Origin of the sequence: Fibrobacter sp. UWH1 (assembly GCF_002210365.1) — a bacterium.
In the GTDB taxonomy this organism is placed as follows: Bacteria; Fibrobacterota; Fibrobacteria; order Fibrobacterales; family Fibrobacteraceae; genus Fibrobacter.
Window position 1 is genome coordinate 1 of record NZ_MWQG01000021.1, and the last position, 16,792, is coordinate 16,792.

Below are 16,792 nucleotides of genomic sequence, written 5' to 3' on the forward strand. Positions count from 1 at the left end.
GATCCTCGATCGGGGTCGAGGATGACATGTGAGAGGAACCGTTTTCACCAGATGCGCTGGTGGAGTTGGAGTCGTCGCCGCAGGCGTTAAAGGCGAACAGCGCAAAAGCGACTGCGCTCACCAAACCAATTTTCTTAATCGTTTTCATAAAAAACTCCGAATATATTCCCCATAAATTTAGTTTTTCTAAAACATCGTTCCCCTGAAAATAAATTTTATTAATCAGAATTGCCTAGTTTCCCATACGCCTCACCCTGAGACATATAGAACATCTTGCATCCTGCGTTCGCGTTAGGGATGGTTACCCCGTGAGCCAAAAGCAACTTGTATTAACAAGTTGTGTTGGCGAAAGTGAGGCGAAAGCCGAACGGTCTTTATGGGGCCGAGACTCGCGTAGCGCGGCTCGGTGAGCGAAGCGAATACAGCCCGACCCCGGCGGCGGTTCTGTTGCGCGTGTCCCGGAAGCCGGGGGAACGCCCGAAAACAAGTTTTTAGTTTTGAAAACTGGTGATTCTATTGTTGTTTATTCCAGTTGCTGCTTCAGCATTTCCAGGAAGAGCGCTGCCGGCTTACTGAAGGCGGCGTTCTTTTTATAGACGGCCACCAGGCCCACTTCTCGGGAGGGACGCAGGGGAATAAACTTCAACTCGCTATCTTCTGAAGTGTTGATGATTTTGTCCAAGCACAGGGCGTAGCCCACGCCTTCCTTTACCATGAGGGATGCGTTAAAGAGCAAGTTGTAAGTGGCGATAACATTCAGGGGAATGCGACCCAGCCAGCCGGAAAATTCGTTGCTCCTGAAGGATTGCCTAGAAACAATCAGCGGAATTTTTGTTAGGTCTGCGGGCTTTATAAATTTGCGTTCTGCAAGTTCCGAATCTCTGCGAACGAGGAGCCCCCAGGTGTCCTTGCTTTGCAGGGCCAAGTAATCGTACTTCTGTTTATTTACAGGCTCGATGAGAATGCCGAAATCCAGTAAGCCCTGGTCCAGTTTTTCGGTAACATCTGCGGCGTTTCCGCTGAAAAGATTCAGGCGGACTTGAGGATGTTTTTCGTTAAATTTCTTGAAGACTTTGGCGATGACTCGCATGCCGTCGGTTTCGCCACCGCCTACGAAAATGTCGCCGGTAAGTTCCTGCTGGCTTGCGTCCTTAAATTCGTTGGCGGTGCGTTCTGCAAGGGCTACGATTTCTTCGGCTCTCTTGCGGAAGTGAATGCCGTCTTCGGTAAGGATGGTCTTCTTGTTGGAACGCTCAAATAGCCTTACGCCCAGCTCTTCTTCCAGTTCCTGCATTTGGCGGGAAAGGGTAGGCTGGGTTACGAACAGCACATCGCTTGCCGCCTTGGAAATGCTTTCTTCCTGGGCGACGGCTAAGAAGTATTTGAGGGTTCGAAGTTCCATGGAGTGAAATATAATTTTACTATCCAAATACACAACCCATCAGCAGCACAGAACATACCACAAAAACAAGTACTGTTGCGATACCAAGAATTTTCCACTTGAGGGAAAATTCTTTTTGGTATATGCCCAATCCAACATAGGGAACAAAGCTCAACAACGCAGGCATGATGTAGCGGAAATCGTTGCTGCAGGCGTAGGGATATTTGTAACGCAGGAAACTCAATGCTGCAAAGAACAGGATTCCCTGAATAAAAAGAATCCAATGGTAAACATCTAGTTTTGTATTCCACCAGCCGCGAATCGCAAATACGCTCAAGCCTAGGAATGACACGCTAATGAAGGATGCCAAGGTCTTACCCAATGCGGTTTCTACAAGTTTGAATTCGCCAAACAGGGAAGATTTGAAGGCATAATTGAGAAAGTATTCTCTGCCCAGACCGTTGGCCCATGCGCTGGTATAAGGTTCCGTTAGGAAAGACTTCAGATCGAAATAAAGATAGTTTCCGGCTTCGTTCCCGACTTTCAAACCCGAGTGCAGACTGTTTGCGTTGGAAACTAAGCCTCCTTCGCCCATTGTTTTTTCGAAGGCCAAACCTACAAAAACAAGCAACAGCAAAACCCAGCTTATAATTTCAGTCTTGGATGGAGCAAACTTTTCGGGCAATCGATTTTTGAGATAGCCTGCAACAGCCATCAGTATTACAAGTGCCAAAGAGATAAAGCCTGTGGATTTTGTCCAGATTGCAAGAGCCGCACAAACCACGGCGAAAACAAGGGACGAACCTTTCCTATACCTAATGTAATTGAAGCCCGAAAGCAGACAAAGAACATGCAGTGCAATGAACATCTGGTCGTTCCCGATTCTTGGAGCGACTAAAAGCAAGGTTGGCCACACCGTCCAAAGGGCTGCGGCAACAATCAGGCTTTTGCCATCCACAAGTTTTTTTAATAGGGTAAGACCACAAATCAATACGAGAATTGAAAGCGCCAAACTAAATAGCTGAACGCCAGCACTTGATGCAAATCCTAGCAGGCCACTCACGACAAGCGACGGTGCTGCCACCGTGTAATAAACTGGTGGATGGTAACAGGTCCAACATTCGTCCGCTGCAGGAATCGCAAGGTTATCCGCAATATACTGAATGTACGCCAAATGACCTTCTACATCATTTGCAAATTGAGTGTAGGGCAGGGCGCTGAACATGGCAAATCGCAGGAATACTCCGAACACGATACAGAACAGTAAAAATGAATGCCACTTGCGGCGTTTGCATAAGGATGCAAGAGCTAATCCCACAAGGATTGCAATCACGATTTCCAGGGCGTCCGTAAAGCCTGTCCCCTTAGGAAAAACATTGATTCCTCCGGGTCCGCCGCCATTTTTCAGGGTAAGTTCATAAGTCGTTCTAGGGCCAACGCGGTGGGGCGCGGTAACAGAATCTGCCAGTACAAATCCCTTGCTGTAATTGCATCTGCCAGAATAATCCGACAGGGGAATGTCTGCGCCATTAATCGTTAGCGATTCTGCGCAATCATCGGGGATGATGTTCAGGTCATAGCGAAGATTCAGCGGATTTGAGATGATAAAGCTAACGCGAAAAATTTCGCCCTGCATCATTTTTCTGGAAATCGGCAGCGAAGTTTTTTCAGCGGTTTCACCTTGGTGAAGAATCACATTCTCCACACGGATTTGCCCGTATTGCAAAAATGCGAAACACGCAAGAACGCCGACGATGCAACGAAATTCAAAATTTCCAAGAATTTTCTTAAGCACTTTTTTCATTTCTTTTTGCCTTCGTGGTATTCTTCTTCAGTATTGACATTCCAAAGATCCGATTTGTCAACGGAGCCTTCGCGAATACACTTTACGGTTTCCATGGCGGTAAGCATACTGTGATCCATGTTGTTGTATTTGTGCATGCCGTTACGGCCCATCAGGAACAGGTTTTCGATGTTGTCCAGATATTCGCGAATCTTATGGAATTCGCCATAGGTTCCGAAGTAGGCCGGATAAGCCTTCTTGACGCGGAATACAACGGAATCGCGAACAGACTCCGGCTTTGCCACATGAATCCTGTCCAGTTCTGCAATGGCAAATTGGATGAAATCGGCATCGGACATAGTCCACATTTCGTCGCCTTCGTTAACGAAGTATTCCAGGCCAATCCAGACCTTGGATGGATCGCTAACCAGATATGGACTCCAGTTGTTGAACACCTGAATGCGACCCAGCTTTACATCGCTTTCCTGAACATAAATCCAGTTGTCTTTTACGTTTCCTATTTCAAGTTTATCCAGCAGCAAGCCCACTGTCATAAAATCGCGATAGACGAGTCCTTCCGCAACCCGCTTTACTTCGGCGGGAACAGAAGTCTTGGGCTGATCCATGGCGGTCACCAGTTCCTTCACGGGCATGGAGCTTAGGAAATAGTCGCATGGAATTGTCTTGACGCCTTGACCGTTGTCAACGGCGACACTCACCACGCGGTTCTCGACCCGACTTACGCCAATGACCTTTGCGTTCATCACAATTTCACCGCCCATGTCAAGGATTTTCTGGGCGACGGTTTCCCAAAGCTGGCCAGGCCCAAGTTTTGGATATAGGAACTGGCCGATTAAACTTGTTTCGGTATTTTTCTGACGGAATTCATCGGCGCTATCCCTATCAATGGCGTGTCTATTATTTTTGAAAATTTGCTTTACCGCATGAACCACAGTCTTTGTAATGGAAAGCCCTTTAATGCGCTGGCCGCCCCATTCTGGGCTGATTTTATTGCAGGGAACACCCCAGAGCTTTTCGGTGTAGTCCCTGAAAAAGGTTCTGTAAAGTTCAACGCCGAAACGGTTGATCATAAAATCTTCAAGACTCTTTTCGGAACGGGCAGGAAGCAACTGCACCTTAAGATAGCTCAGGCCAATTTTCATCATTCGCCAAAATCCAAGTCCGCGAATGGTATTTCCGTTCAAGGTTACGGGGTAGTCGAAGAGTTTCCGCAGGAACAAGATGCGACTTAGCCGGCTACGGCAAAGCATGACCAAATCATCTTTTTCTGGATGGGGCCCGTCCTTGGATTCCAGGGGAAGAATGTTCAGCCACCAGTCCATAACAGCATCGCTCTTGCTGAAGAATCGATGGCCTCCAATATCCATCCTGTTGCCTTTGTAGCAAGCCGTCCGGGAGATTCCGCCAATTGCATTTTCTGCTTCGAAGATTACAGGCTTTACATTTGTGGTGCGAAGTAATTCCAATGCGGCCGTCAAGCCTGCTGGCCCGGCACCTGCGATGATAGCAATTTTTTGGGATTCATTTTCAGTGGTCATGTCAATCCTTTTTTTCTCGGAACAAGGTCAGCTTTCTCGCTCCAAAGTTCCACATCAAAACAACTGCCGCGGCAATCATCTTGGAAATCATTTCCTGCCCATGGAGCGAGTCCACCAGGAAAACCATCAACAGTTCGTTAAACGCAACACCTGCAAAACCAATCACGGCGAATACGGCAAACTCTGCAGACTTACGCATTTCAAGTCTGCGTTTGCAATCTGAGAAAACCCACCTGACGCTAAGGGTATAGTTGAGTACTAAACCCGCAACCAACCCGATGAAATTCGCAAGCAGATAATGCCATCCTAGAACATACAGGCAAAAAGCGAATAGCCCAAAATCCACTAGAAAGGCAAATCCACCCACTAGTAAGTAACGTGCTAGTTGCGCTAGCACTCCTTTTATTTCAACCATAATGTTATCGTTTAGTTTTTACAGCAGAGAAGACTTGAACCATTCTCCGTAGGCAAAAGCGTCAGGATTTGCAATTTTCTTTAAGCTTTGGTACAAAATAATCTACAGAAGTCTCAGGAACATTTGCCGCACAATGCATCTCAAGAACTGCATCTTCCTCGCAACCGAGACCAATGTACGCAACGCTATGTTCTATAAAGCCTTCGGCCTGTTTGCAAAAGTTAAGGAACGCTTCACGATCTTCTGCACATTTTCCCTTATTGCCGCCATAAACTCCACTAATCGAATAAACGGGTTGAGTTTGTCCCTCGACAAAGCTCCTTAAACTTACTGTTAAATAGCTATCGCCATTTTCAAAGGTCTTGACCTGTTGCAGGGAGGACTCTTCTCGATAGACGTTTACGACACAACCTTTTTGATTTTGGTCCAGTTTTTCATATACCGTTTCTTTGGGCGTTTTAAAAACACGATATGTAGAATTTGTACCCCTGTTCATTTCGACAATAGCAGATGTGTCTATTTTAAATCCTTCAGGAATCAGTCTTTCATTAAACCATTCCCCATAGGAAGCTGCTTTTGCGGAAGGAGAATAACTGCCTTCCTCACATTTCCAGATTTCGCTCTTGAATATCTGATTTTTTCTTGTGGGTTTCATTGAAGTGATTTCGCCATCGCAATCTTCAAACAAGAAATAAACGGGAAAATAGTTCATGCTCTTCATGCACGATCCACCCGGGCTAATGCTAGTAAATTCTATCTCGTTGTCTGCAACGCTACTTAATACATGGCCCGTAGGTTGTGCGCCATCATTTACGAAAGTCGCGTAATACTTGCATTTTTCCCTGCTTTCGTAAGCAACATCCCTCATTAATTTCGACGTCATTGGAAAGCACTTTGCCATATCTGTTTGGGCTATTTCCTTCAAGATAGGTTTGTCTGTTAAATCAAAGGAACTGTTCATGAAATCTATACATTCCATAGATGCAGAACCGTTATAGGCAATCACATGGTTGTCAAAAGTAAGTTCATCAACACTGGAAACATATTGCAAGACATAGCGCTCAAGGGTCTGGTGATAGTTTACCGCAACTGAAGTATCGGTAGGCGTAATTATCGGAGAATCAATACTACTAGACGATGAAGAAGTCGGCTCCTGATACGACGACAAAGATTCAAATCGTCCCGTTGAAGATTGAGCTTTTTTAGATAATTCTGCGCATCGATTAACGGTTGCATTTTCAAAACGAGTGAACAGGATATTTATTGAATCTGCATGTACATTGGAAAGTCGACAAGCGCCATCGAAAGATCCATTCTTGCAGCCATTACTTAAAGTAAAGAATTCATTGCCGGCTTGGCTTTCACATTCACTCTTGAAGACATTGTAGGCGGAATCGCACTTTACTCCCATGTGGCCGCCATTAAGCGTGGATACGACAAACCCTTCCTGAATTAGGAATGTCATTGCTAGACTTGTGCTATCTGCGGTACATTCAGCTCGCGCACCAGAGCCATCTTCTGCTAATGCTAGTTTTCCACCATCAATTCTAGCATAGGCTGATTCTTGCAGACTTGTTCCATAGCTATACCATTCGTTAAGCCGTTCCTCAGAAACGGCATTCTGGTCCTCAATAGAACCGCCAGCAACCTTGTCTGATTCGGAACATGCAAACAAGAATAAAATCAGCAAACAGAATAAGGCAACTTTATCGAATTTCATCTTTTTTTACATCCTTTATTTGCGGAACCAGATTCGCCTTTTAAAATTTTTTCGGTTAGAGGGAACAACTGCAGATTCACTCGATAGACTCGATTGCCACCCTTCTTTGCTGTCGCTATGGAAATAATCCTTTTTCGACAGGCGTCAAGTTCCTCTACGATCTTGGCGTAATCTTCTTCATCGATTCCGATGGTGGCTCCAGAAAAATTTCTTTCGCTTACGGGATATTTTTCAATGGCGTCTTTCGCAAAGTTTGCCATTTCCTTGTGCATGGCGCGAACCTGCGTGGGCATGGCCGCCACAGAGGCCTGAAGCGAACGATCCTCTTGCTCATAGACATCGCTTGCTGTTTTCCTAAGAAATCTTGCGCGGGTCAGAAATGCCAGTGCGTTGCGGACTTCTTCTGCAGAGAACGCACCTCTGCAAGCCTTGGATAAATCCGAAGGTTTTGCCCCGGGCATCATGGGCGCCAACTCACGAAGCACCGGATATTTCCAGGACTCATAAAACGAAATGGACTCGCCTTTCAGTACACGGACTTGGTGAGAACTTACAATGTTGATCATTTCAGCATAGGCGTCATCTTTTTCTGCATCTTTCTTGGCTTGGCCAAATCTGACCAGTTGTTGAAAGTAATCGTATTCTGCCCCGACAAGCCCCATTGCCTTTGCAACGCGTTTTGTCCCTGGGTTGGAAAGTCCGCTTTTACCATCGCAAACGACTTTCAGATAATTTGGTGATGAAAAACCGCTGACTTTTGCAAATTCACGCCAGGAAAAAGCGGAAGTCCTTTTTTTCCACTGGTAATAATCGCTCATGAAAGAACGGTAGTCGTCGTATTCAAATACAGATTTTATCACATCTAAAATATAAACCTCCACGGAATGGTCGTGGAGAAGATTACTACATGAAAATTTTGTTTTTTTGCTGGTTTGTATTATAAAGTGTATAGTATAGCGACTTGCGGCTGAATTTTTGCTGCTATGCTAGAATAAATCCAGCGTGCTGTCCAGGTAAATTTCTTCGCGGACGTTCAGCTGGTATTCTGGCTTGATCATGTAGTAAAGCAAAAATTCCAGGATGAGGGCGCTGCCGAGGCTGCGACCTTCAATTTTGAACTGCGAAAAACCTGCAGGCGCATAAATGTTTTGAATGTCGTCAATGCCGATGAAGCCTGGATTTTTCATGGCGTCGGAAAAACGGTAGCCCTTCTTTGCGCCTGGCGATTTGCAGATGTGATCCTTGCAATCTTCGCCCAAGTTTTTACGGCTCACGTTCTCGTAACAAATTTTGCGGTCTTGGCAACCGAACCAGCAACATTCATTGCACAGAAATTCCACTTTTTGCTTTTGGGCGACGGTGAGCGTGGCGAACTTATCCAATTCCTTGTTTAGTCTAAAATCTGGGACCACATAACGAAATTCGTTGCGATTCAGTTCTTGCTGGAATAACGAAAAATCCGTAATGACCTTTGTTGTGGAAGAGACGAAATAGAATCCCGGATATTTTGACTTTAAATAATTCAATAGTAAGTCGGAATGAACGATGATGCCGTTGCTGTTATTCTCAAACATCCTGCACAGTTCGTTGCAGCGCCTATCCGAAAGATGTTCTTCTCGCAGTAAGGAATTGCTGAAAGTAAGCCTTGCAGAAATCCCATATTCCTTTAAAAGTTTCGCCACCCGTTCCGCAGGCTCGTCGCCAAAGCCAACGCGGCCTCCGCCCCAGATGCAGTCGGCGGGAGCCCCATAAATGGATCCGATTTCACACCAGTCGTAAAACCATTCCCGATGCTTACGGAACAGCGGCAGAAACGCCTTGTACAGATCGTAGAATTCGAATAGCCCGGGAAGGTGGTAAAAAACTTTCATTTGAAATCCTTAATGCACAAAATAGAATATTTGAAATTTATATTTATCAAGGTATGAAAAAGCGCATTTTAAAAGATCATTTTGTTGTTGCCTACGTTGCGGTGATTGCTGTCTGTTGCGTGATCTGTCTTGTTACGACTTTGAAAATTCATTCCTTGCCAGAACTTGGGTATGTAATCAATAATGACTTTTTGAAGTTGCTTGTTCAGTACAAAAATTATGAGATCATCCAGGACGCATCCGCTGTACTTGCCGTCACTTTTGGAATAGCCATTTGCATTTACATCGCCCTCAAATACAAGTTTCCAAGGTTTGAAGAAAATCACAAAAAATGGAATCTGGGTTGTGCGCTCATTGTGTTTCCTGTTATAGGCTTTTTTGCCTCGATTGGCCCTAACCTGGATTTTCCCACAAGGTTAAAGGCGGAGCCTAAACTCCATAAGGAATTCGTCGTCGATAAGTATAAGTCTCATGGATCAAAAAGCGGAACCTCTTACCACTTGCTGTTTAGTAGCGGTTCCTCATTTATGGTGGGTTCAAAAAAATATAACGCCGCTTTTGTCAGGCAGGAATATTATACGGTTTATCAGGGTGATATCTTGATTCAGATTTTTTCGCCTGATACATACCGTTTAGCTGAATAAAACAAGGAAATATGATGAACGGTTTTAAGGATAAAGTTGTTGTTGTGACAGGCGGTGCCCACGGCATCGGAAAGACCATCGTTAGCGAATTTGAAAAGGAAGGAGCCAAGGTGGCCCTCATCGACATTCGCGAAAATGATTCCTTTGTAGGAGACCTTTCCAAGAAGGATGTGCTGGAAAAGTTTGCGGCCTTTGTCATTGAAAAGTATGGTCACGTCGATATTCTGGTGAACAACGCCCTGCCTTTGATGAAAGGCATCGATGAATGTTCCTATGAGGAATTCAGCTACGCCTTGGCTGTGGGTGTGACCGCACCATTTTATCTGGCGAAACTTTTTGCTCCCCACTTTGCGCCGGGCGCTTCCATCATCAACATTTCTTCATCCCGCGATCGCATGAGCCAGCCGCAAACAGAAAGCTATACGGCGGCCAAGGGCGGAATTGCTGCATTGACCCACGCGCTGGCAGTGAGCCTCGTCGGGCGAGGTGTGAGAGTGAATTCCATTTCTCCGGGCTGGATCGATACGGACTTTACTGTTTACGAAGGTCCCGACGCTACGCAACAGCCTGCAGGTCGTGTGGGCAACCCGCTGGACATTTCAAACATGGTGCTTTTCCTGGCCTCCGATAAGGCTGGGTTTATTACAGGTGAGAATATCTGTATCGACGGGGGGATGACCCGCCAAATGGTATATCATAACGACTGCGGTTGGAGATTAGAACAGTAGTTTGTAAAATACTTTTGTTATCTTTTCAAGAGTAAAACTATATTGATATTGGATGAAACAGCTTCAGTTTGCATACGTTAACCCGGAACACCTGGGTGATGTACTTCAGAATATAGCCCGTTTCCGCGGAAACAGGCAGCTGAAGTTGTTGTTTCATATATACTCGGAACAGCCTGGTTTTAGACAGTTGAAGATTGTCTGCAGCGCCATTGTCAAGTTTTTCCCTGATGCCCTTTGTGTGGGTTGTTCGGGTAATGGCAATATTGTGGATGGCGCGTTCTCGGGCGAGTCTGTGACTGTAACTTGCTCTGTGTTTGAAGATCCCGCTACTCGGATCGAGGTTCTTCAGTATGTGCTGAAGGAGGAGTCTGCCGAACCTATTGCGGAAGATCTGGCCCGAGAAGTTGGAAAGCGCCCTTGGGTGTCGGCTGTAGAAATGCTTGCGGCTACTCCCGGATTTTCCTTTACCGGTTTTTGCAATGGCTTGAGTACCATGCGGCCCGAAGTCCAGGTTTTTGGCGGGCTGGCAGGTCAAACTTGTGAAGAAACTCCGGCTTATGTATTTTCCAACGTCTGTGACTTCTCTAACGAGTCCGTCGTCTGCGTTCTGTATGGCGGTGAAAATTTCCATGTGGAGACGGTCAAGGTTTCTGGATGGAAACCCCTGGGTAGACCGTTTACGGTGACTAAGGCTCAGGGGAACGTTCTTCATGAGCTGGATGGCAAGCCTGCCTTTGAAGCTTTCTCCAAATATCTGAATATCCAGAACGACTATTACTTCTTCCAGAACACTCTGGAATTTCCCCTGTTCTATAACGAGGATGGTGAGAACCTGTTGCGTTGCCCTATGGCCTGTTCTGAAAATGGGGCCCTGCTTTTGGCATCGGACATGGGTGTCGGGATCATTACGAAGCTTGCCTATGGCGATCCTCAATCCATTATGGATAGCGTGCGCCTGGGTACGACGAAACTGTCAAAGTTCTGCCCGGATGCCATCTACATGTATTCAGGCATGGGCCGCCGAATGTTCTGGGGTGAAACAGATGTGAACAACGAAACTGTTCCCTTCGATACCATTGCTCCGGCTTCTGGTTTTTATGCGACGGCACAGTTCCTGCGCACAAGAAATTTTGTAAAGCTGCATAACCTGTCCATTGTGGTGGTAGGTATGCGCGAAGGCGAAGCGAATACGTCCAAGATGAAGACTGCCGTGGTGAATGACGATTCACGGGCGGGCAGGGTTTCTGTGATTACCCGCTTGGCGAACTTTACCAACGTGTCTTCTGCCGAACTGGTGGAAATGTACAACATGATGACCAAGAACTCCATTACGGATGCCTTGACCGGTTTGTACAATCGTGGTGAAATCCAGCGCCGCATTGCAGAACGCCATGCAGAAAATCCCGATGCTCCTATGTCGCTGGTGATGATCGATATCGACAACTTCAAGTCGGTGAACGATACCTATGGCCACAAGATTGGTGACATTGTGATTCAGGGCCTTTCTAAGCAGATCCAGATTGCTACCTACGAAAAGGCTCCCGATGCAGATGCCGGCCGTTGGGGCGGTGAGGAATTTATGATCATGCTTCCTGATATGGGTATTAAGGAAGCGGTTGAGTTTGCGGAAACGGTTCGTACTGGATTCGCCCAGGTGATGTTCCCCGAAGTGGGACGCAAGACCATCAGTCTTGGTGCTACAGAAATGAGATGGGGTGATTCCATTGACGCCATTTGTGTGCGTGTGGACGAAGCCCTTTACAAGGCCAAGAATTCAGGTAAGAATAGGGTGGTTACCCTTTAAAGAATTTACTTCGTTGGCGTTGTAAAATTAACAATGGTTTGTTTGAATTGCCCATACCAAGGGCAATTTTTTTTGTATAAAATGAAAACCCCCAGCTATGATGAACGCCGGGCGGTTTAATTTTTTATCCTTCGACTTTGCGCTTATGCGCTTCGCTCAGGATGACGCGGAGAACCTTATTCCTTGACGCTCCAGGTGGTGCCTTCCTTGCTGTCCTTGATCACGATATTCATGGCGGCAAGTTCGTCGCGGATGCGGTCGCTTTCGGCCCAGTTCTTGTTTGCACGGGCTTCCTTGCGGAGGGCGAGAAGTTCTTCCACCTTGGCAACGTCAACGCCGGAGTTTTCGTCCTGCTTCTTCTTGTAGTCCTGACGGGGTTCGTCCAGCTTCAGGCCGAATACCTTGTCCATATCCAGGACAAGAGCTGCCTTTTCGCCGTCGTCGATGTCGGACTTCAGCATGGTATTCATGATACCCAGGGCGCGGGGCATGTTCAAGTCGTCGCCGATAGCGTTCTTGAATTCTTCCTGGAATGCCTTGGCGGCTTCGCTCTTGATTTCGGTTGCCTTACCGATGAGGGCGTCGGTCTTCTTGTGGAGACTCTTGAGGCCTTCCTTAGCGCCTTCCAGAGCTTCCCAGGTGAAGTTCAGATAGTTGCGGTAGTGGCTGCCCACTGCGAAGAAGCGGTAATCCAGCGGATTGAAGCCGCGGTCTACCAAGAGGTCCACGGTAAGGAATTCGCCGCTAGACTTACTCATCTTGCCGAAGGTAGTGGCGGTGGTGCCGTCTTCCAGCTTTTCTTCGCTGGCGGTACGGAGGAATTCACCGTGCATCCAGAAACGGCTGAAAGTTACGCCGTTGGCGCATTCGCTCTGGGCGATTTCGTTGGTGTGGTGCACTCGGATGTGGTCGGTGCCGCCGCAGTGAATGTCCAAGGTGGGGCCGTTGTACTTCATGGCCATAGCGGAGCATTCCACATGCCAGCCCGGGAAGCCTACGCCCCAGGGGGAATCCCATTCCATGGCGCGCTTCTTGTCGGTGGGGCTGAACTTCCAGAGAGCGAAGTCGGTAGCGGCACGCTTTTCGCCCATGTCGATACGGCTGCCCTTGCGGAGGTTTTCAACGTCCAGGCGGGCGAAGTCGGCGTAACGGGGGAACTTGAGGCTATCGAAGTAGATGCCGTCGGAAGTACGGTAGGTAAAGCCCTTTTCTTCCAGAGTCTTCACCAGGTCAATCTGTTCCTGGATGTGCTGAGTAGCAGGGGTCCAGCGGGTAGGTTCCTGGATGTTCAGACGATGCCAGTCGTTCATGAAGGCGTCGGTGTAGAACTTAGCGATGTCCCAAACGGACTTGCCTTCGCGGGCGGCGCCCTTTTCCATCTTGTCGTCTCCGGAGTCGCCATCGCTAGTGAGGTGGCCTACGTCGGTGATGTTCACGATGTGGTTGACCTTGTAACCGTAGTAGTTCAAGGTACGGACCAGGAAGTCTTCGAAAATGTAGGTGCGGAGGTTGCCGATGTGGGCGAAGTGGTACACCGTGGGGCCACAACAGTACATACGCACGGCGGGAACGCCTTCAGGAAGTGTGAAAATCTCTTTCTTGCGTGATGCGGTGTTGTAGAATTGAAGTGCCATTTTAGCCTCCGGTTAAGTTTGGGTGCCGCGGGATGCGGAACCATGGTGCGCCAAAGATAGAAAATTTTCTATTTTTCGTGATACAGAAGTCATTGTCTAACCTTCTTTAAAAAACAACTATGCGTACACTATTTGAAAAAATCAAGTACGAGGTGAAAGACCTCGTTGTTCTCCTGAGAAATATCCCTTCCCTGGCTGTTACATTTTTTGTACTGTCTGTGGTTTGCATGAACCTGCTCGCCAACAAGGAGCTGTTCTCTACGGAGTACCTGGCCCTTGATTGCGGTTTTACCCTGAGCTGGTTCTCCTTCCTCTGCATGGACATGATCTGCAAGCGCTTTGGCCCCAAGGCCGCCATGAAGGTTTCCATGGTGGCGCTGTTTATCAACCTGGTCACTTGCGCCTTGTTCAGTCTGCTTTCACGCACCCCCGGAATGTGGGGCGAATTCTACAGCTACGTGGATTCCAATCCCGAAATGGCGAACGTAGCCAACGCGGCGCTGAATGCCACATTTGGCGGTTCCTGGTATGTGGTGCTGGGTTCTGCTCTTGCCATGTTCACTTCGTCGGGCGTCAACTCCATTGTGAACTACCTGATTGCCAAAAGTACGAAAACCACGGGCTTTAAAAATTTTGCACTCCGTTCCTACATCTCCACCATGGTGGCCCAGTTTGTAGACAACTTCATTTTCGCCATGGTGGTGAGCCATGTGTTCTTCGGTTGGACCATGACCCAGGTGGTCGTCTGTTCCATTACCGGTTCCGTGATGGAGCTGCTTTGCGAAATTCTGATTAGCCCCATTGGCTACAAGATGGTCTGCAGCTGGGAAAAGCATGACGTGGGCCGTGAATACCTGAACATGAAGGCTGCAAAATGAACGTCCTGATTAGCGGTACAAGTTGCGGTATTGGCCGCGCTATTGCGGAACTTTTTCTGCAAAATGGTTGCGCTGTTTTTGGATTGGATATTGGGCCCGCAAGTATCCAGAGCAAACTATATAGACATTACATCGCCGATGTCTCGGACAAGGATTCGCTTCCCGCAATTGATGAACCGATGGATATCGTAATCAGTAACGCTGGCGTCCAGAATTCCGGTAGGGACATCGAAGTGAATCTGAAAGGTTCCATCAACTTTGTAGAAAAGTATGCCTTTCATGCAGGCATCAAGTCGGTACTTCTGGTGGCATCCGCCTCCGCTCACTCCGGTGCCGAATTTCCGGAATACTCCGCTTCTAAGGGCGGACTTCTTTCTTACATGAAAAACGTGGCTTTGCGGGTTGCCAAGTATGGCGCCACCTGCAATAGCATTTCGCCGGGTGGCGTTACCACGGAATTGAACCGCCCTGTCATGGATGATGCAAAACTCTGGAAACAGATCATGGATGTAACGCCCCTAAAGCGCTGGGCGTCTCCCGAAGATATTGCCCAGTGGGTGTACTTCCTTACGGTGGTGAACAAGAACTGCACTGGTCAGGATATTCTCATCGATAACGGCGAGAAGGATCTGAACGCCACCTTCGTGTGGCCGGAATAGATTAGACGGAATATTTTCCGTTTTTTGATGTCGCCTGTCAGGCGACCTAAAGAGCGTTTCCGAAAGGTACATTGTAGGCATAAGGAGGTCTACAATGGACAACATGGAAAGACGTTACCACGAAAATGGGAATGTATGGTTTGAATGCCCTCTGAAAAACGGCTATCGCGATGGAGCCTGCAAGGAATATTATCCCTCTGGTGCACTGCGTAGTACCGCCACCTATCGGGAAGGTTTGCTAGATGGGCCAAGAATCATGACCTTTGAAAATGGCTTGCGGATTTGTCGCCATGTTTTTCGGGATGGTCGTGTGATTGATGGCTTTGTTCCTGTGTTTGGAAGGGACGGCTCTCTTGCGTTTTCTGAATACTGGGAAAAAGGCCGTTGTCGCTGTTATGATCGCAGTAACCGTCTTTATCGAGAATTTGGAATGTTGAACAGAATGGAAATTTGCCTGAAGGTGTAGAGTGCTCCTATCACGAAAATGGTCAGCTTAGTATGCGTTTGTTTTTCGTGAAGGGGATGGTGAAAGATGGACCGGTAAATTATTTTGATGGAGAAGAATGTGAATCAAGGGATGACTTTCTGAATAGAACGTTTGACCTTTTGTCTCATAAGCTGGAATGGATTCTCTGTCTAGCGGTACGTGAATTTATGTTGCGATTGCGCTTGCCTAATGACGGGCCGACTGAGGAACGTGTTCTGGCAAATTTAAAAAAATTAATAGGATAGCTCTTTTGAAAAAGACATTTTTTAATTTGTATAAAAATAGGTCTGCCTTTATTTCTTATATTTTAGAAATAAAGTTGAGGCCTTATATGAAAAAGTTCTTAAGTGTATTTGGTGTCGTAGCGGTGGCAGCTTGCATGACCGCTTGCAATGAACAGAAAATCGCGCAGAATCAAACTGCTGCGGAACCTGACGCAAAGGCGCAGAAAACCGCTGTGATTTATTATTCCCAGACGGGAACCACCAAGAAGGTTGCCGAGGAATTTGTAAAGCAGCTGGGTGCCGATGCCATTGAACTGCAACTTGTAACGCCCTATCCCTCCACTTACGACAGCACCATTGCCGCTGTCCGTGCAGAACGCGAATCTAAGAAGTGGCCTGCCCTCGCTAACGCCAAGCAGGATCTTTCCAAGTACGATACGCTCTATGTGGGCGCTCCCATTATGTTTGGTTTCTTTGCCCCGCCTATGTATACCTTCCTGGATTCTAACGACTTGAGCGGAAAGGTGGTGGTGCCCTTCTGTACTTACGGAAGCGGCGGTCGCCTGGCCAGTGCCAAGGAATTGAAGCAGTTGGAACCCAACGCCAACGTGGTGCTTTCCTACGGCATTTCTAATCGTCGCGCCAACAATCCCGAAGTGAATGTGGCCGAGGAAATTGAAAAGCATATTGCCGCAGTCCGCGCTGGTACCGATGAGAAAAATTTCGTAGGCGCATATGGTGAATCTCGCCAGCCCACGGAAGAAGACTTGGCTGTGTTTGCCGAAGCCACCAAGGATTACGGCTATTTGAAGCTTACTCCCATGAGCGTGTCCACCCAGATTATGGCGGGAACCAACTACATGTTTACCTGCAACATGAAGGCCTTCGGCGAAGAACTTACCGCCATGGTAAAAATCTTCAAGCCCCTGCCCGGCCGTGGAAACGCACAATTGATTAGTGTGGATAAGTAGAAATCTGTTTCTAGGGGGTAGGCCTCTGTGTTGG

At 47.4% G+C, this 16,792-nt stretch carries 16 protein-coding genes; 8 read left to right on the plus strand and 8 right to left on the minus strand.

Annotated elements, in window-relative coordinates; translation table 11 throughout:
• Positions 1 to 523: 523 nt before the first annotated feature.
• From B7992_RS10310 to B7992_RS10340, 7 genes are all read right to left on the minus strand, one after another.
• Positions 524 to 1,429: a LysR family transcriptional regulator gene (locus tag B7992_RS10310; RefSeq protein ID WP_217897598.1), complete on the minus strand. Its 906-nt coding sequence runs from the start codon at positions 1,427 to 1,429 to the stop codon at positions 524 to 526.
• On the minus strand, positions 1,422 to 3,185 hold the full coding sequence (locus B7992_RS10315) for a glycosyltransferase family 39 protein (RefSeq protein ID WP_088666232.1): 1,764 nt from the start codon (positions 3,183 to 3,185) through the stop codon (positions 1,422 to 1,424). The genes B7992_RS10310 and B7992_RS10315 overlap by 8 nt, the downstream gene beginning before the upstream one ends.
• Positions 3,182 to 4,723 carry an NAD(P)/FAD-dependent oxidoreductase gene (locus tag B7992_RS10320; protein ID WP_088666233.1) on the minus strand — a complete coding sequence of 514 codons (1,542 nt, stop codon included), beginning with the start codon at positions 4,721 to 4,723 and terminating at the stop codon, positions 3,182 to 3,184. Before B7992_RS10320 ends, B7992_RS10315 begins: the two co-directional genes overlap by 4 nt.
• Position 4,724: 1 nt before the next feature.
• Positions 4,725 to 5,138: a GtrA family protein gene (locus tag B7992_RS10325; protein ID WP_088666234.1), complete on the minus strand. Its 414-nt coding sequence runs from the start codon at positions 5,136 to 5,138 to the stop codon at positions 4,725 to 4,727.
• A gap of 61 nt (positions 5,139 to 5,199) precedes the next feature.
• Positions 5,200 to 6,858 carry a hypothetical protein gene (locus B7992_RS10330; RefSeq protein WP_088666235.1) on the minus strand — a complete coding sequence of 553 codons (1,659 nt, stop codon included), beginning with the start codon at positions 6,856 to 6,858 and terminating at the stop codon, positions 5,200 to 5,202.
• Positions 6,855 to 7,718: a TIGR02147 family protein gene (locus B7992_RS10335; protein WP_254917680.1), complete on the minus strand. Its 864-nt coding sequence runs from the start codon at positions 7,716 to 7,718 to the stop codon at positions 6,855 to 6,857. The genes B7992_RS10330 and B7992_RS10335 overlap by 4 nt, the downstream gene beginning before the upstream one ends.
• 126 nt (positions 7,719 to 7,844) lie before the next feature.
• The gene (locus B7992_RS10340) at positions 7,845 to 8,729 is read right to left on the minus strand and encodes a hypothetical protein (RefSeq protein ID WP_088666236.1); all 885 of its coding nucleotides are present in this window, start codon (positions 8,727 to 8,729) and stop codon (positions 7,845 to 7,847) included.
• A 53-nt stretch (positions 8,730 to 8,782) separates the two neighbouring features.
• On the opposite strand from B7992_RS10340, the gene B7992_RS10345 reads away from it, so the two are divergent.
• The 3 genes from B7992_RS10345 to B7992_RS10355 are packed head-to-tail and all read left to right on the plus strand — an operon-like array spanning position 8,783 to position 11,905.
• Positions 8,783 to 9,373 (plus strand): hypothetical protein, encoded by a 591-nt coding sequence (locus tag B7992_RS10345; protein WP_088666237.1) that lies wholly within the window; start codon positions 8,783 to 8,785, stop codon positions 9,371 to 9,373.
• A 14-nt stretch (positions 9,374 to 9,387) separates the two neighbouring features.
• A complete protein-coding gene (locus tag B7992_RS10350) occupies positions 9,388 to 10,101 on the plus strand; it encodes an SDR family NAD(P)-dependent oxidoreductase (protein ID WP_088666257.1) in 714 nt (237 codons plus the stop codon).
• A 52-nt stretch (positions 10,102 to 10,153) separates the two neighbouring features.
• The gene (locus B7992_RS10355) at positions 10,154 to 11,905 is read left to right on the plus strand and encodes a diguanylate cyclase (RefSeq protein ID WP_073233390.1); all 1,752 of its coding nucleotides are present in this window, start codon (positions 10,154 to 10,156) and stop codon (positions 11,903 to 11,905) included.
• A 176-nt stretch (positions 11,906 to 12,081) separates the two neighbouring features.
• On the opposite strand, the gene cysS is transcribed toward B7992_RS10355, so the two are convergent.
• Complete coding sequence (cysS, locus tag B7992_RS10360) at positions 12,082 to 13,539, minus strand: cysteine--tRNA ligase (protein WP_088666238.1); 1,458 nt, start codon at positions 13,537 to 13,539, stop codon at positions 12,082 to 12,084.
• Between the two features lie 119 nt (positions 13,540 to 13,658).
• Here cysS and B7992_RS10365 point away from each other — a divergent pair, with 119 nt between their 5' ends.
• From B7992_RS10365 to B7992_RS10385, 5 genes are all read left to right on the plus strand, one after another.
• Positions 13,659 to 14,417, plus strand: a complete 759-nt coding sequence (locus tag B7992_RS10365) for a VUT family protein (protein WP_088666239.1) — start codon at positions 13,659 to 13,661, stop codon at positions 14,415 to 14,417.
• On the plus strand, positions 14,414 to 15,076 hold the full coding sequence (locus B7992_RS10370; protein ID WP_073155353.1) for an SDR family NAD(P)-dependent oxidoreductase: 663 nt from the start codon (positions 14,414 to 14,416) through the stop codon (positions 15,074 to 15,076). Before B7992_RS10365 ends, B7992_RS10370 begins: the two co-directional genes overlap by 4 nt.
• 94 nt (positions 15,077 to 15,170) lie before the next feature.
• Positions 15,171 to 15,542 (plus strand): toxin-antitoxin system YwqK family antitoxin, encoded by a 372-nt coding sequence (locus B7992_RS10375; protein ID WP_088666240.1) that lies wholly within the window; start codon positions 15,171 to 15,173, stop codon positions 15,540 to 15,542.
• Positions 15,527 to 15,808: a hypothetical protein gene (locus B7992_RS10380; protein WP_101478655.1), complete on the plus strand. Its 282-nt coding sequence runs from the start codon at positions 15,527 to 15,529 to the stop codon at positions 15,806 to 15,808. Before B7992_RS10375 ends, B7992_RS10380 begins: the two co-directional genes overlap by 16 nt.
• A gap of 86 nt (positions 15,809 to 15,894) precedes the next feature.
• Positions 15,895 to 16,758 carry a flavodoxin gene (locus B7992_RS10385; RefSeq protein ID WP_073233398.1) on the plus strand — a complete coding sequence of 288 codons (864 nt, stop codon included), beginning with the start codon at positions 15,895 to 15,897 and terminating at the stop codon, positions 16,756 to 16,758.
• Positions 16,759 to 16,792 lie beyond the last annotated feature (34 nt).

What these genes read in the sequence shown, in the direction of transcription:
- B7992_RS10330 (WP_088666235.1), bottom strand. Translation starts at nt 6,858, where the DNA reads ATGAAATTCGATAAAGTTGCCTTATTCTGTTTGCTGATTTTATTCTTG.
- B7992_RS10315 (WP_088666232.1), bottom strand. Translation starts at nt 3,185, where the DNA reads ATGAAAAAAGTGCTTAAGAAAATTCTTGGAAATTTTGAATTTCGTTGC.
- B7992_RS10350 (WP_088666257.1), top strand. Translation starts at nt 9,388, where the DNA reads ATGAACGGTTTTAAGGATAAAGTTGTTGTTGTGACAGGCGGTGCCCAC.
- cysS (WP_088666238.1), bottom strand. Translation starts at nt 13,539, where the DNA reads ATGGCACTTCAATTCTACAACACCGCATCACGCAAGAAAGAGATTTTC.
- B7992_RS10385 (WP_073233398.1), top strand. Translation starts at nt 15,895, where the DNA reads ATGAAAAAGTTCTTAAGTGTATTTGGTGTCGTAGCGGTGGCAGCTTGC.
- B7992_RS10370 (WP_073155353.1), top strand. Translation starts at nt 14,414, where the DNA reads ATGAACGTCCTGATTAGCGGTACAAGTTGCGGTATTGGCCGCGCTATT.
- B7992_RS10340 (WP_088666236.1), bottom strand. Translation starts at nt 8,729, where the DNA reads ATGAAAGTTTTTTACCACCTTCCCGGGCTATTCGAATTCTACGATCTG.
- B7992_RS10325 (WP_088666234.1), bottom strand. Translation starts at nt 5,138, where the DNA reads ATGGTTGAAATAAAAGGAGTGCTAGCGCAACTAGCACGTTACTTACTA.
- B7992_RS10320 (WP_088666233.1), bottom strand. Translation starts at nt 4,723, where the DNA reads ATGACCACTGAAAATGAATCCCAAAAAATTGCTATCATCGCAGGTGCC.
- B7992_RS10375 (WP_088666240.1), top strand. Translation starts at nt 15,171, where the DNA reads ATGGACAACATGGAAAGACGTTACCACGAAAATGGGAATGTATGGTTT.
- B7992_RS10345 (WP_088666237.1), top strand. Translation starts at nt 8,783, where the DNA reads ATGAAAAAGCGCATTTTAAAAGATCATTTTGTTGTTGCCTACGTTGCG.
- B7992_RS10355 (WP_073233390.1), top strand. Translation starts at nt 10,154, where the DNA reads ATGAAACAGCTTCAGTTTGCATACGTTAACCCGGAACACCTGGGTGAT.
- B7992_RS10365 (WP_088666239.1), top strand. Translation starts at nt 13,659, where the DNA reads ATGCGTACACTATTTGAAAAAATCAAGTACGAGGTGAAAGACCTCGTT.